Origin of the sequence: Kosakonia sacchari SP1, from assembly GCF_000300455.3 — a bacterium.
GTDB classification, from domain to species: Bacteria; Pseudomonadota; Gammaproteobacteria; order Enterobacterales; family Enterobacteriaceae; genus Kosakonia; species Kosakonia sacchari.
In genome coordinates, this window is record NZ_CP007215.2 from 3,073,736 (window position 1) to 3,088,448 (window position 14,713).

The window sequence follows — 14,713 nt, forward strand, 5'->3', positions numbered from 1 at the left end:
AAATCAGGAACGTTTTTTTGTAATAACAAATGATGCCAAATTATTAATGCTACGCATGTAAGAAGGATCGTCTCCTTCACTTACCTGGATATTAAAAACCTTATCAAGTAAAACAATAATTTCTGTCGCGTCCACTGAATCCAGCTTTAAACCGTTACCAAATAATGGTGTATCGTCATCAATTTGCGTTTCATCCCTTTGAATATTTAATCGCTGGATGATTTCGGTTTTGATTGTGAAAAGTACATTTTTACGTTCCTGGATATTATCATGCATCGTTGTCATTGCTTATGTCCCATTAATGATGTGTTTCGCTTCACGGTAGTTAATTATTGTTCCCTGACTAATTAACTTTTTACCCACATTAGCCGTCACGGAATAGTGCTTAAACCCAGTTGGATCTGAAAATGCCAGCTTGCTTGTAACCTCGATCGTATCTCCCGGATAAGCAATATCTTTAAATTTTAAATTTTGCGCTGCTAATACGCCACGCACTTGCGAACGTCTTTTTCGAATGATATCCAATAACTCTTGCTGATGGATTTTCGCATAAATATCTCGTAAGCTTTTTAATTCAACACCAAACTCTTCAAAATAAATATCACAAATATCAGTAATAAATGAAAAATACTCACTTGCCTGACCAAATATCTCCGCAATGAGAACACCGGGCATGATAGGGTCATCTGGAAAGTGGCCAAGTAAATAGGGTTCATTATAAGTAATATGCTTTACGATCTGCACATACCCATTTTCCCCATATTTATAATCATCTATTCTGTCAACCATTAATAAGGGTTGCCGCCACCCGCCCATTTCAAGAAAAAGTTTTGAAGGAATAGAATATCTGGACATAAATCACCGCATAACCAGGCCACCATCGATCACGATAGTTTGGCCAACAATATAACTGGCGGCAGAAGAGCTTAAATACACAATTGTATTTGCTACTTCCTGACACTGCCCTAAACGTTTCAAAGGGATGGAATGAGTAACCTCACGCACCACAGTACGAGAAACTTTCTTTACCATCCTCGATTCAATCATTCCAGGAGCAACTGCGTTCACTCGCACACCTCGAGGGGCCAATTCTGCGGCTAATGTTCTGGTAAAACCGAGCAAAGCACCTTTTGACGCACTGTAATTAACCTGGCCTACACTTGGAATGACAGCTGCTATAGACGCAACATTGATAATCGCGGGACTTTCTGAACATCTCAACAGCATTAAAGCTTCCTTCGTTAATCTGAAAGTACTCAGCATATTTGTATCAATAACAGTACTAAAGTCTTCAAAAGTCATTGACGCAAAGAGACTGTCTTTAACAATACCGGCGTTATTCACTAATACATCGATTTTCGTTACTTTAGCATTTAAATATGTCATTAATGTAGCCACCTTTTCAGGATCAGCTATATCACATTGCAATATATTTAATCTTTGCCCTACTGAGTCATTTTCTTTTAGCTCGTTTAAACGATCCGCATTGGTATTATACAATGCGTAGACTTCACATCCTTGCTCCAGAAATTTTTCGCAGATGGCAATACCAATGTCACCACTGGCTCCTGATATCAAAACTGTTTTGCCTTTTAGATCATTATATTTATACATTTCCATTACACACAATTGAGTTAACAACAGATACAGCTACGGCATGAGTACGACAATGCGATATGCTAAGTGACACGTCAACAACACCACTTTCCTTTATTACTTCGTTCAATCTTCCAGTAAATAAGAAAGAGGGACAACCATATTCATCATGATTTATCTCAATATCTTTAAAGCACACTCCATTCCGGAAACCACAACCAAGCGCTTTAACAATTGATTCTTTCGCTGCCCAGAATCCGGATGCCCTTTCAAAATCAGGTTCATTGGCATTAATTTTTATTATCTCATTTTTTGTAAATACACGCTGTAAAAAATACACGCCGCCATTGTTAATCGCGTTGGTGATCCGTTCTACCTCAACGATATCGGTACCGATACGTATTCCTGCATTTTCCATAAGGTTACAGTTGATAAGTTATATTAAAATTAGATATAAATTGATCTTCAACGAGGCCAGCCGGGGATATTAAGGGAGCTGATAAAGAAATATCATATCCTAGTGACTTAATTGTTCCCTTAACCCCAATGATTGACCCAATTATCCTTTTCCCATCCAAAGCATTTTGTGGGTATATCTCACCTGCAATCTGTCCATAATCCGCACCAAAATATAATTCAGAGTTATAATCCCCGATAGGGAAATGGAATGTATTCTGGATATAAAATCCTTTATTTCCGTCTAATCCCGTACTGGTTTCATAGCCTCTAACGTTCCATCGACTGCCGATTGTAAATTGATCTTGTAGTGTTAACGATGATTGCGAAAATTGAGCACCCATATTTAATTCATAATAATAGAGCAAAGGTTCGGCATTGAACCATTTAACATAGTTTGTATTCAGATTAAAAACTTGGCTTGTAGAACTCACATCCCCTGACACCATATCTGGTGTTTTCTCACCACCCAACCAAGTCATAAAACGCTGCCAGCTAAGGGAGGAGTCTAACGTCGCATCCTGGAGATTTTGTTTAAAATTCAACCCAAGGCGCAGATTACCCATATCTCGCTCTTGCAGCGCTAAATCCACGCCACCCAATTGATACGCAACTCTACGCCTTAATATTTCTACGCTCCCGGTTATTTTTTTATCCGTATTGCGGAAAAGGGTTCGGGTTCCTTTTAAACTAAAGTATTGATTTTTTCCCTGATAGTTTAAATCCCAATAACTCAGTCCTACACGCTGGCGAGACATGCTACTACTGTAGAAAACTTCATAATCCCAAAAACCTACAGGTATGCTATAAAAGGTGCTGATGCTTTTATATCCGCCAGTTGTACTGCTGGTACCCGCCAAATAAAAAAGATCGCCAAGCCTTGCAGAGTTGTACAAATAACCTGAAATACCTGTAAGTATTTTTCCTGTACTTCTATCACCCCAGTTATTATACGTCGTCCTGATATTCCATAATTTATTACGATTAGTGTTGATCACAATATCGCTATCGCCGTCGCGATTTCCTGGCACGATATTGATCTTAACATCAACACCTGGAACTTTCTGCAAATTCTCCAGCCCCTGTTCAATATCTCGCAGATTAAGAATATCACCTGATGTAAATGGCAGGATCCAACTTCTGATGTCATCTTTTGCAATGATTACCTTATTGATCCTTCCTGTTGAAATAGTTAGCTGTAACTTTTTTCCCTTTAAGTTTTGTACAGGAATATTCACGCGAGTTGTTACATATCCGGCCTTTATATAATAATCCTGCAAGTACGTCGCAACATATTCAATACCTTTCGTACCAAGGCAACTGTTCGAGATCTCATCCTTTATATTTCGAATCATTTTATTATCCAAAAATTCGTTTTCGAGGATAAGTTCTACAATAGGATAACAATCCTTTTCAGAGGGCAATTTAAAATCTATAACATTTTTATCTTCAACTTTCGAGAAAACATCTTTTTTATCAATCCGGTTTTCCAGAGCGGTGTTGTTATCATTTTTTTGCTGTTCTTTGGCTAGTCGTTCTAACTGAGTATCAGCATACGCACGAGCACTGCATAGCAAAATGAAAGCTAAGAAATAAAATTTATTTTCCATAACCTCAAAAAAATTAAAAGTATGAGAACGCCTAACAACTGCCATTATCTTCATAACAACAGCCAAAACAACTTAATTATCCTTAAAGAATAAAAATCAACACCCGTTAAACTTCCAATATTATTTCAGTGGTAATATTGTTGACATAATACATAATCAAAAATTATGCATTCAGTTAATTATCTTTGCTATTGTCAGATCAACCACTGGTGGTTTAACAGTGATTTCAGCACATAATAGAGCGCTAAAACATCTATTCTGGGATAATCCTGCCCCCTTCAACCTTAAACACCATATAGAGAAACATCATGCCATTAGCATCAAGCAATTATATATTTTATAAATATGTATTCTCGCAAGAATAGCCCTTCAACTTTGCACTCTTAAATAAGATTTTAAAGCAACAAAATTAAATTTAAGATATATACCTGACTCTGGCACTCAGCAGGACCGGGCTAACTATCAAGATTTTTTTAGGTTGTTGTATCAATAGCACTGGTTAATAATCAATCTACGATACAATCATCAGTCTGACAGCTTCGATTGTTGTAAAAAACATAGCAATATATCTATTGTTATGCTGAAATTAATAACCTGACATTTTAACCTATTACATACATTGCTAATAAAGGACACAGCCTCTGGCTGCTTTGGAATATATATGTACTGGATTATCAACGACAACATTGAATTCAGACCGGGAATGAAAAGACTGTCCTCAGTAAATAACCCTGAAATGAATGTCACGCTTACATCGCCAGCCAGCCGTTGCCTTCTCTTACTGCTTGAAGCATCTCCAGATATTGTACTTCAACAAGATTTTTTTAAGAAAGTTTGGGAAGAAGAAGGAATGTTAGTTCCAACGAACACGCTCTACCAAAATATATCCATTGTTCGCCGTGGACTGCGTGCTGTTGGTGAGACAGACAGAAGACTTATTGCAACCATTCCCCGGAAAGGTTTTCAGATAGATGACAGTGTAAAAATCTCCAGGCGAAACGATAACGAACCGGCTACACCTTTCCCTGTTTCTACTACCAGTAATCAAACAACTTATAACATTCCTGAAGTGTTTAATCAGCCCAAGAATGATGTGAACGATCAAGTTCTTCCTGCGGAAACAGACGCTCGTACGATTACGAAAGAGAAGCCATTTGCAATGTCGAATGGAGTTTTCGCTGCTTCAGCCTCATTTATCGTAGGTCTACTCGTCGTTTACCTGGCATGGAATATTAATAATGATGCTGATTTTTTTGAAAGTTATAAATTTATTGAAAAGGAAGATGGTTGTTATTTTTACACTAAGGATGACAGCCATGATAACAATGAATATTACCTGAAATATAAATCTCTTATTAAAGACTCCGGTTTGAATTGTAAAAATTATCCCTGGATCTATTTCCCAACATCACAGACTTCACCATCACTCGCTGCTTTAGTCTGCAAGAATAAATTCTCGACAACATCATCACCAGGATGCATTTCACTTTTAATCAGGGGAGTAAACGGTGACTAAAAAAGCAATCTTATTTCTAAGTCTGATTTTTATAAGCGTAGGGATTGTGGCGGGATATTTTTATTACTCATTGCTTATAAAAAATAGAAATGCTGAGAGTTGTAGCGCTTCAATGATTGTTTTTCATAAAGGCACACAAGCCAACATTACTTTCGATTTTATGTACAATAACGAAAAAAGAAGTGGAATCGTTTCAGTAAGCGGAAGTTATCTGGAAAACACGCACCCAGAAGGCACTATACGAAGAGATATCTCTTTTACCTGGACCGAAAATCGCGGCACCTACAATTTTCAGTCATCCGGGATAAACAAAGTCGATAGCCTGGAAACCTTACCGGATAAAGTCATCGCTACTGTGTTGCCCGGCTTTTACGTTTATCCGAATAAAAGCATCACGTATTCAATCCATCCTCAAGGATCGCAAGGATTTCTCTTCACCATTGGTAAACGGCCGCTGTTCTTTTGCGCCCGCTAAAAAAAGTAAGCGAAGGTCATTAAATTTGCCTGATGGGGACGACCAAACCAGTTCTCCCCTGCTTTCATCTTTAATAACAACAGCCAGGCTGATTGAACATCAATGTAATTCACGCATTCCCTATACAAGCCCAGAAATGGATTGAATGCACCCATAGCTGATTTTTCGGAATAAAAAAAGCCCCAGCTTACTTAGTAAGCTGGGGCTTTATATTTGGCGGAAGCGCAGAGATTCGAACTCTGGAACCCTTTCGGGTCGCCGGTTTTCAAGACCGGTGCCTTCAACCGCTCGGCCACACTTCCGGTGTGAGGCGCACTATAAACATCCTCGAGTCTCATGTAAAGCCCGGGAATGTTTGTTTGCCTGAAAAACCATCAAAATCGTGTTGTTAGATTGAAATACCAGCACAATGACCGTTTATTCAGCGCATCTAAGATCAGTGTTTCTCAATGTACATATCTTTTGTCAGGTATACCCCCAGGCTATCGGGCGCAAACCCACCCACCCAAGGCTTCACCAGATGCGTACGAACATAATGATAAACCGGGATAGCCGGAACATCCTCTCCAAGGATATCCTCTGCCTGCTGATAATATTTACCACGCTCAGCAATATCCTTTGCTTTCGCTGCACTTTTCAGGGCTTCGTCATACGCCGGATTGCTGTATTTGCTCGTGTTTTCACTGTCGCCGGTACGGAAATTATTCAGGAAAGTGGCTGCATCAGCATAATCTGCAATCCATGCATACCGTACCGCATCAAAATTACCCGTATGCATGGTATCGAGCATGGTTTTCCACTCCTGGTTTTGCAGCTTTGCATTAACGCCAAGATTTTTTTGCCACATTGAGCTTGCGGCAATCGCGATCCGCTGATGTGTTTCCATCGTGTTATAAAGAAGGCTGAAACTCAGTGGGTGTTCATCATTAAAGCCAGCTTCATTAAGGAGTTTTTTCGCTTCGGCCAGTCGTTTTTCCCGCGGCCATGATGCGTAATCAGGTGATGCTATTTTCACACCACCAATTTCTGGCTGGCTCACTACCCATGCAGGGCGCTGCCCCTGTGCCATCACTTTATCCGCGATGACATCTTTATCCAGCGCCATATTGAGTGCGCGGCGGACTCGTGGATCGTTAAAGGGCGGCTTAGTGGTATTAAACTCGTAATAATAAGTCGCCAGTTGCGGAGCAACATGCACCTGAGCGCCTAACGTTTTCTTTAACTGCGCAAACTGATTCACAGGAATAGTGTAGGTAATATCAATCTCACCGGCTTTATAGCGGTTAACGTCCGCAGTTTCAGCGTTGATAGGAAGGTAAGTGACCTTATTAATCACCGTCGCTTTATTATCCCAATAACGTGTATTGCGCTGGGCAACAATGCGTTCATTAACGACCCAATCGGTGATCTTATAAGCACCACTCGTCACAATATGTTCCGGCTTTGTCCATTTATCACCAAAACGATTGATCAACACGCTGTCTACCGGAACCAGAGATGGATGCGCCAGCATCGGCAGGAAAGATGCCGTAGGTTGCGTCAAAGTGACTTCCAGCGTTGAATCGTCTAACGCCTTCACACCAAGCGTATCAGGCGTTTTTTTTCCTTGCGCGATATCAGCGGCATTAACAATATGAATATTTCCGGGATAGCTGGCATAAGGGGATGCCGTTTTCGGATCGACTAAACGTTGCCAGCTCCAGACCACATCTTTTGCCGTGATCGCCGTACCATCAGACCATGTGATCCCCGGGCGTAAGTGGAAAATCCAGACAGTGTTATCTTTGTTCTCCCATTTTTCCGCCAGCCGAGGTTCAATGGTTCCATCTTTCTTAACTGCAACCAACCCGTCGAAAATATCGCTGATAATGTTGAACTCGACGTCGCTTTCCACTTTATGTGGATCCAGCGATGCAGGCTCGCTGCCATTGTTACGCACTAGCTCCTGTTTTTCAGCAAGCGTTGTTCCTGCGGGTACCGTCGCGGCAAACGCGCCAGAGCATGCGCTCAGAATGCCGATAGTGAATAATGAAAGTGCAATGTGGTTACGTGTTTGTGGTTTCATGTCCTTTCGCCTTAATAATGTACTTTGTCACGCCGCGATTACACTCTTAGCGTCCCAATAGTTATATAGCAATAGATTTCAGTGACATATAAGACACCAGTATGGATCTGCCTCACATTTATTCCTTTATGCTGCGTAGCGCTCATTACTGCGCATGAAACACTGTGTCAGCACCGCTGCTTTATGAGTAAAGATGGGTAAAACAACTTTGTCAGCAAGAGAGACTTTTTTAGACTCTGCAAACAATTACATCTGTCATAAGAGAGTGACTCATGGATCGTATTATTACTTCATCGCGTGACCGTACTTCCCTGCTAAGTACGCACAAAGTTCTGCGTAACACCTATTTCCTTTTAAGCTTAACGCTGACGTTTTCCGCAATTACGGCGACTGCCAGCACCGTATTAATGTTGCCTTCTCCGGGCCTGATCCTGACGCTGGTTGGGATGTACGGTTTAATGTTCCTAACTTATAAGCTGGCGAACAAACCGACAGGTATTCTGGCTGCGTTCGCGTTCACTGGTTTCCTCGGCTACATCCTCGGGCCAATGCTTAATGCATATCTCTCAGCAGGAATGGGCGATCTGATTGGTCTGGCACTGGGCGGCACTGCATTGGTCTTTTTCTGCTGCTCCGCATACGTGTTAACGACACGCAAGGATATGTCCTTCCTCGGTGGCATGCTGATGGCGGGTGTAGTGGTAGTACTGATTGGCATGGTCGCGAACATTTTCTTGCAGTTGCCAGCGTTGCACCTGGCAATCAGCGCTGTATTCATCCTGATTTCCAGCGGCGCTATCCTGTATGAAACCAGCAATATCATCCATGGTGGTGAAACCAACTACATCCGCGCCACTGTCAGCCTTTATGTGTCGCTATACAACATCTTTGTCAGCCTATTGAGTATTCTGGGTTTCGCCAATCGAGATTAAACAATCTTGACTCCCGATTAGCCCCGCTTATGCGGGGCTTTATTTTTTGCTACACTTCCGCCGTTGTTGACTAACGCTGCGAAAAATTATGTTGATCTTTGAAGGTAAAGAAATCGAAACCGATAGCGAAGGCTATCTAAAAGACACGACTCTGTGGAGTGAAGCCTTAGCGCCTGTCATTGCAGAGAAAGAGAACATAGTTCTCTCTCCTGAGCACTGGGAAGTGGTGCGCTTTGTGCGCGAATTTTACCTGGAATTCAATACGTCTCCCGCCATTCGCATGCTGGTAAAAGCGATGGCGAATAAATTTGGCGAAGAAAAAGGCAACAGCCGCTATTTGTACCGCCTGTTTCCAAAAGGGCCTGCTAAACAGGCGACAAAGATCGCGGGTTTGCCAAAACCGGTGAAGTGCATCTAATAGCGAATACCGAAGTTTGTCCATTCCCTGCCGGGTTGATGCGGTTCGGCAAGCACTCTGTCAACCCGGGCACTACGCGGCCCCCCTGCTTTTAACCACGCAACCAACTGATTGACCGCTTGCTCGTCACCGCACGCAACCACTTCAACGCTGCCATCATCAAGGTTACGTGCATACCCCGTTAAACCCAGCTTCTGCGCTTCGTGCTGTGTGGTATAGCGAAACCCGACGCCCTGCACCATTCCGTGTACCCAGGCGATTGTGCAGACATGTGCCATCTTTGACCCCCTTTCGACTCAGGCTCGTTGCATTTGCCCGGTGAACCCGTGACAATAGCGCCCATTTTCTTCAGTTTATAGAATAGCCGAATATGAGTGTACGTTTAGTGTTAGCCAAAGGGCGCGAAAAATCCCTGCTTCGCCGTCATCCCTGGATTTTCTCCGGCGCGGTAGCGCGAATGGAAGGCAAAGCCAGCCTCGGTGAAACAGTTGATATCGTCGATCATCAGGGCAAGTGGCTGGCGCGTGGAGCATTATCTCCTGCATCGCAGATTCGTGCTCGCGTCTGGACTTTCGATAAAAATGAAAGCATTGATATCGCGTTCTTCACCCGTCGCCTACAACAAGCGCAGCAGTGGCGAGATTGGCTGGCGCAACGCGATGGTCTCGACAGCTATCGCCTGATTGCTGGCGAATCAGACGGGTTACCAGGCGTAACCATTGATCGTTTCGATAATTTTCTTGTTCTTCAACTTCTTAGCGCAGGGGCTGAATACCAGCGACCAGCCATTATCTCAGCGCTCCAGTCACTCTATCCACAATGTGCGATTTACGATCGCAGCGATGTTGCCGTGCGTAAAAAAGAGGGGCTGGAACTCTCGCAAGGGGTGGTGGCCGGCGAACTGCCGCCCGCATTGTTGCCTATTAAAGAACACGGCATGAAGTTGTTTGTCGATATTCAGGGTGGGCATAAAACCGGTTACTACCTCGATCAGCGTGACAGCCGGCTGGCAACACGTCGCTACGTGGCAGACAAGCGCGTATTAAACTGCTTTTCCTACACCGGCGGCTTTGCTGTTTCCGCGCTGATGGGCGGATGCCGCCAGGTCGTTAGTGTGGATACCTCGCAGGAAGCGCTGGATGTCGCAAAACAGAACATTACGCTGAACGCGCTGGATTTAAGCAAAGCAGAATTTGTTCGCGACGACGTATTCAAACTACTGCGCAAATATCGCGATCAGGGCGAAACTTTCGATGTCATCGTGATGGACCCGCCAAAGTTCGTGGAAAACAAAAGCCAGTTAATGGGCGCCTGTCGCGGTTATAAAGACATCAACATGCTGGCGATCCAGCTCCTCAATCCCGGCGGTGTACTGCTCACTTTCTCCTGTTCCGGTTTGATGGCCACAGATTTATTTCAGAAAATCATTGCTGACGCCGCAATAGATGCTGGTCGTGATGTACAATTTATAGAACAGTTCCGTCAGGCCGCCGATCATCCTGTGATCGCTACCTACCCGGAAGGGCTGTATCTGAAAGGGTTTGCCTGCCGCGTCATGTAACTTGAAATTTGGAACCGCGCCCGCATATCTGCGGGTATGTAAGGTTCCCGGGAGGTGACAATGATTGCCAGCAAATTCGGTATCGGTCAGCAAGTTCGCCACTCACTGCTGGGGTATCTTGGCGTAGTGGTCGATATCGATCCTGAGTATTCACTGGATGAACCGTCAGCAGACGAACTGGCGGTGAACGACGAACTCCGCGCGCTGCCCTGGTATCATGTCGTGATGGAAGATGATGATGGCCAGCCAGTGCACACATATCTGGCAGAAGCACAACTGACAAGCGAAATTACGGATGAACATCCGGAGCAGCCATCCATGGACGAACTGGCGCGAACCATTCGCCGACAGCTTCAGGCTCCGCGCCTGCGCAACTAAAAATACCCCGCCAGATGCGGGGTATTTTTTATTTCGCCAGACCGAGCCGCGGGATCTCAATCGCCGGGCAGCGATCCATCACTACACTTAACCCCGCCTCACGCGCCAGCACAGCGGCTTGTTCATTAATCACCCCTAATTGCATCCAAAGCGTTTTCGCGCCAACGGCAATCGCCTCTTGAGCAACCCCCCACGCCGCTTCCGAATTACGAAAAACATCCACCATGTCGATCTTTTCTGGCACATCGGCAAGCGTTGCATAACCCTGCTGCCCAAGAAGGGTAGTGCCTGCTACTTTCGGCGAGACGGGAATCACATGATAACCCTGGTCCAGCAAATACTTCATTACGCGGTAGCTTGGTCGGTCGGGTTTATCACTTGCTCCAACCAGCGCAATAGTTTGGGTCGACTGTAAAATAGCGGCAATATCGGTTTCTTTCATGTTCTCCTCCCGGCGATGTCACCAAAGTGTAAATCAAACAGACCCACTCGACCATTTTCGGATTTTTTTATCCACTTCTCTTGCAGCATCAGATGCTTCCAGTAATCTGTAGCGAAAATCACTGACGGAAGCGGATTATGGAATCAACCACTCGCACCTTACCCGTGCGCAAACATATTGCCCTGGTCGCACACGACCATTGCAAGCAATCATTAATGAAATGGGTAGAACGTCACCAGCCAGTACTGGCCAAGCATGAGCTCTATGCGACTGGTACAACCGGAAATTTGATTCAGCGAGCAACCGGCCTTGAAGTCAACGCAATGCTGAGCGGCCCGATGGGCGGCGACCAGCAAGTCGGCGCGTTGATTTCAGAAGGCAAAATCGACGTACTGATTTTCTTCTGGGACCCGCTTAATGCTGTCCCGCACGATCCTGACGTGAAAGCCCTCTTACGTCTTGCAACGGTGTGGAATATTCCGGTTGCAACCAATTTATCTACCGCTGATTTTATTATCGACTCTCCGCAGTTTAATAACAGCGTCGACATCCTCATCCCGGACTACCAACGTTACCTCGCTGAGCGTCTGAAATAAGTCCTGGCGGCCGCAGCGGCCGCCTTCGTTTCACGGTTTTCGCGCGACTGGCACATCCAGCGATTTTAACGTGTCGACAAAGCGTGACGGTTCATCTTTATCAAACAACAACCAGACGCGATGGCGTGCGCGCGTCAACGCGACGTACAACAATCGCCGCTCTTCCGCATCAGGGAACTCTTCCGCCTGCGGCAACAAGGCTTGCTCCATAATGGATTCCCGCGCCGGGGCAGGAAAACCATCCGCGCCCTCTTTCAGCCCCACAACAATCACATAATCCGCTTGTTGCCCTTTACTGGCGTGTATAGTCGTAAAATCGAGCTGAAGTTTCGGCCAGCGGGTGGCTGCTTTCTCCAGAACGGCAGGTTTTCCGTGATGATAACGAGCCAGAACCAGGATCCTGTCTTCCGGCGTTGCATATCCACTGAGCTTATCTAATAGTGCATCCAGTTGATCCTGCGCCATCAGCGTCACTGCTTTTTTATCGCCTGTTTTCAAACTATTCAATGGCTTTGCAAGCTGCCATGGGTTCTGCTGGATAAAGCGATTCGCCACTTCGCCAATACGTGAATTGAAACGATAAGTCGTATCCAGCGCGCAGAGATCGCCTTCACCAAAATAGTCATGGAAAGCGGTGGTTAAGGAAAGTTGCGCGCCGCTGAAACGGTAGATAGCCTGCCAGTCATCCCCGACAGCAAACAGTGTCGTTTGTGAGTTTTGCTTACGCAACGCAGCCAGCAAAGCCGCGCGCTGCGGTGAAATATCCTGAAATTCATCAACCAGAATATGCTTCCATGGGCTAATAAAACGCCCTTTTTCAAGCACATTGATTGCCTGATGAATCAACCCGGAAAAATCAACGGCGTTTTCAGACTTTAGCTCGGCTTTCCACGCTTTTAAAATCGGCGCCATTAGTTTAATGCGCTTACTGAACAGATCACGAACGTCATCTGGTGCGCTGGCGATCATCTCCGCCTGTGCACCACCATGCATGCGCATCAGTCCAATCCAACGATCGAGACGTGGAGCGATGCGGCGTTGCAATTTTGCATCTTCCCAAAAATTGCCTTCAGGAACTTCCCATTCCATCTCTTCTTCCAGCCACTGACGCCACCCTTTCGCCTGTGCTTTCTTTTCACTGCACTGCTGGCACCAGGTGTCTGTTAGCAAGGACAAGCGAGCCGACGTATCATTTTCCAGCTCGCTTAACGCGGGCACCTTTTTGCTTCCCTGGGAGATGATATATAACGCCAGCGCATGAAAAGTGCGCGCGGTAATCTCTTCGGTATGTAGCCGTTGCTGGATACGCTCATCCATCTCCAGGGCAGCTTTGCGACCAAACGCGAGCAGAAGGATTTGATCCGCCGAGGCTTTGCCACGAGCCAGCAACCAGCCAGCTCTGGCTACCAGAACCGAAGTTTTTCCGCTGCCCGCGCCAGCAAGCACTAATAAAGAGTGTTCACCGTTGATCACGGCACGAGCCTGTGCCGGGTTTAAAGGAGATGTTTCGACTTGCTCAAAAAAAGCGGCGTACTGAGTAACCATCGTTTCAGTATAAGTTTGATTGTGCTCTGCCCGGCGCTTCTCAACATCCGTCAGCCACGACTGGCACTGGCGCCAGAGCTCACGGCAATTATCAAACTCAGGTAATCGGCTTGTTGGAATCGGCAATGCAGCAAACGCCTGCTGCAATTGCTGCTGTAGCCCCTGAAGCTGCTTGCGGGTAAGCCATTTCGTTGGCTCAATACGCCCGGAAATCAGCTCCAGTTGCTCAGATAAAACCCCGGCAGCGACCTCGCTCATTTCCGCACTCCATCGGTTCCAGCGCTCATTTAAAAGATGGTAAAAGCGCTGTGTTTCGCTCCATTCCGTTCCGTGAAGACGAACCACTTTGTTGTCGGCAAGCTGAAATTCCATTTCTCCCCACACCAGCCCTCGCTTGCATTCAATCGCTAACAACTGATTGAAAGGGATAAGGTATTCGTGTCTGTCACCTGCCACTTTAATGCCGGCGTTCAGAATGACTGCGCGATCGTAAGGGTGTTGCGCCAGACGTTTTCCCAGTGAGGTCGCTTTCAGTTCCATGACTTATCGTTCTCAACTTGTGACAATAATTGCCAGTTTACCTGCCAGAGAATTGGCGCTCCAGCCCAAATAATCGTTACAATTACTGGCATTCACTACCGACCAGTTTGTACTGAGGTTTTATGCGTACTGTTTTGAATATTCTAAATTTTGTGCTTGGTGGTTTCGCCACAACATTCGGATGGCTACTCGCAACAATAATCAGCGCCCTGCTCATTATCACTCTGCCGTTGACACGCTCCTGCTGGGAAATCACAAAGCTCTCACTTATCCCCTGGGGAAATGAAGCCATTCACATTGATGAACTCGAACCACAGAGCAAAAACAGCCTATTAAATGCGGGCGGAACGTTACTGAATATTGTCTGGTTTGTTCTGTTTGGCTGGTGGCTATGCATTATGCATATTACCGCCGGTATCGCGCAGTGTCTTACCATCATCGGCATTCCCGTTGGCGTCGCGAACTTTAAAATCGCTGCGATTGCGCTGTGGCCAGTTGGCCGACGAGTGGTCTCTGTAGAAACCGCTCGCGCAGCCCGTGAAGCCAATGCGCACCGTCGTTTTCAATAATCGGATCGCTTGTC

Annotated in this window: 17 protein-coding genes and 1 tRNA gene; 8 read left to right on the forward strand and 10 right to left on the reverse strand. The window is 45.3% G+C overall.

What is annotated here, in order from left to right:
* Positions 1 to 3: 3 nt before the first annotated feature.
* From C813_RS37525 to C813_RS37540, 5 genes are read right to left on the reverse strand one after another with little or no spacing between them, the layout of a single operon-like run.
* Positions 4 to 285 carry an acyl carrier protein gene (locus tag C813_RS37525; protein ID WP_017456246.1) on the reverse strand — a complete coding sequence of 94 codons (282 nt, stop codon included), beginning with the start codon at positions 283 to 285 and terminating at the stop codon, positions 4 to 6.
* 3 nt (positions 286 to 288) lie between these two features.
* Positions 289 to 855 (reverse strand): hotdog family protein, encoded by a 567-nt coding sequence (locus C813_RS37530; RefSeq protein ID WP_025263668.1) that lies wholly within the window; start codon positions 853 to 855, stop codon positions 289 to 291.
* A gap of 3 nt (positions 856 to 858) precedes the next feature.
* Entirely contained in the window at positions 859 to 1,614 is a 756-nt protein-coding gene (locus C813_RS37535) for an SDR family oxidoreductase (RefSeq protein WP_017456244.1), read from the reverse strand.
* Positions 1,607 to 1,999, reverse strand: a complete 393-nt coding sequence (gene acpS / locus C813_RS46460; RefSeq protein ID WP_071957296.1) for a holo-ACP synthase — start codon at positions 1,997 to 1,999, stop codon at positions 1,607 to 1,609. Before acpS ends, C813_RS37535 begins: the two co-directional genes overlap by 8 nt.
* A 19-nt stretch (positions 2,000 to 2,018) precedes the next feature.
* Positions 2,019 to 3,728 carry a ShlB/FhaC/HecB family hemolysin secretion/activation protein gene (locus C813_RS37540; protein WP_238593036.1) on the reverse strand — a complete coding sequence of 570 codons (1,710 nt, stop codon included), beginning with the start codon at positions 3,726 to 3,728 and terminating at the stop codon, positions 2,019 to 2,021.
* A 595-nt stretch (positions 3,729 to 4,323) separates the two neighbouring features.
* On the opposite strand from C813_RS37540, the gene C813_RS37545 reads away from it, so the two are divergent.
* Positions 4,324 to 5,178: a winged helix-turn-helix domain-containing protein gene (locus C813_RS37545; protein ID WP_017456242.1), complete on the forward strand. Its 855-nt coding sequence runs from the start codon at positions 4,324 to 4,326 to the stop codon at positions 5,176 to 5,178.
* The gene (locus tag C813_RS37550) at positions 5,171 to 5,653 is read left to right on the forward strand and encodes a hypothetical protein (protein WP_017456241.1); all 483 of its coding nucleotides are present in this window, start codon (positions 5,171 to 5,173) and stop codon (positions 5,651 to 5,653) included. Before C813_RS37545 ends, C813_RS37550 begins: the two co-directional genes overlap by 8 nt.
* A 214-nt stretch (positions 5,654 to 5,867) precedes the next feature.
* Here C813_RS37550 and C813_RS37555 read toward each other — a convergent pair.
* Both C813_RS37555 and C813_RS37560 read right to left on the reverse strand, forming a co-directional pair.
* A tRNA-Ser gene (locus C813_RS37555) sits at positions 5,868 to 5,955 on the reverse strand.
* Between the two features lie 134 nt (positions 5,956 to 6,089).
* The gene (locus C813_RS37560) at positions 6,090 to 7,718 is read right to left on the reverse strand and encodes an ABC transporter substrate-binding protein (RefSeq protein ID WP_017456240.1); all 1,629 of its coding nucleotides are present in this window, start codon (positions 7,716 to 7,718) and stop codon (positions 6,090 to 6,092) included.
* 272 nt (positions 7,719 to 7,990) lie between these two features.
* Between C813_RS37560 and yccA the strand changes: the two genes are divergently transcribed.
* Positions 7,991 to 8,650, forward strand: coding sequence for an FtsH protease modulator YccA (gene yccA / locus C813_RS37565; RefSeq protein ID WP_017456239.1), 660 nt, complete (start codon positions 7,991 to 7,993; stop codon positions 8,648 to 8,650).
* An 88-nt stretch (positions 8,651 to 8,738) separates the two neighbouring features.
* Positions 8,739 to 9,068, forward strand: coding sequence for a sulfurtransferase TusE (gene tusE / locus C813_RS37570; protein ID WP_017456238.1), 330 nt, complete (start codon positions 8,739 to 8,741; stop codon positions 9,066 to 9,068).
* Here the strand turns inward: tusE and yccX are convergent.
* Complete coding sequence (yccX, locus tag C813_RS37575) at positions 9,065 to 9,346, reverse strand: acylphosphatase (protein ID WP_017456237.1); 282 nt, start codon at positions 9,344 to 9,346, stop codon at positions 9,065 to 9,067. The genes tusE and yccX overlap by 4 nt on opposite strands.
* A 92-nt stretch (positions 9,347 to 9,438) precedes the next feature.
* Here yccX and rlmI point away from each other — a divergent pair, with 92 nt between their 5' ends.
* Both rlmI and hspQ read left to right on the forward strand, forming a co-directional pair.
* Complete coding sequence (gene rlmI, locus C813_RS37580) at positions 9,439 to 10,629, forward strand: 23S rRNA (cytosine(1962)-C(5))-methyltransferase RlmI (RefSeq protein WP_017456236.1); 1,191 nt, start codon at positions 9,439 to 9,441, stop codon at positions 10,627 to 10,629.
* Positions 10,630 to 10,689: 60 nt separating this feature from the next.
* On the forward strand, positions 10,690 to 11,007 hold the full coding sequence (gene hspQ, locus C813_RS37585) for a heat shock protein HspQ (RefSeq protein WP_017456235.1): 318 nt from the start codon (positions 10,690 to 10,692) through the stop codon (positions 11,005 to 11,007).
* A gap of 28 nt (positions 11,008 to 11,035) precedes the next feature.
* On the opposite strand, the gene C813_RS37590 is transcribed toward hspQ, so the two are convergent.
* On the reverse strand, positions 11,036 to 11,449 hold the full coding sequence (locus C813_RS37590; protein WP_017456234.1) for a CoA-binding protein: 414 nt from the start codon (positions 11,447 to 11,449) through the stop codon (positions 11,036 to 11,038).
* 137 nt (positions 11,450 to 11,586) lie between these two features.
* Between C813_RS37590 and mgsA the strand changes: the two genes are divergently transcribed.
* Positions 11,587 to 12,045, forward strand: a complete 459-nt coding sequence (gene mgsA, locus C813_RS37595) for a methylglyoxal synthase (RefSeq protein ID WP_017456232.1) — start codon at positions 11,587 to 11,589, stop codon at positions 12,043 to 12,045.
* 30 nt (positions 12,046 to 12,075) lie between these two features.
* Here the strand turns inward: mgsA and helD are convergent, their stop codons facing one another.
* Positions 12,076 to 14,130, reverse strand: a complete 2,055-nt coding sequence (gene helD, locus C813_RS37600) for a DNA helicase IV (protein WP_017456231.1) — start codon at positions 14,128 to 14,130, stop codon at positions 12,076 to 12,078.
* Positions 14,131 to 14,252: 122 nt separating this feature from the next.
* Here helD and C813_RS37605 point away from each other — a divergent pair, with 122 nt between their 5' ends.
* Positions 14,253 to 14,699, forward strand: coding sequence for a YccF domain-containing protein (locus tag C813_RS37605; protein WP_017456230.1), 447 nt, complete (start codon positions 14,253 to 14,255; stop codon positions 14,697 to 14,699).
* Positions 14,700 to 14,713: the final 14 nt, after the last annotated feature.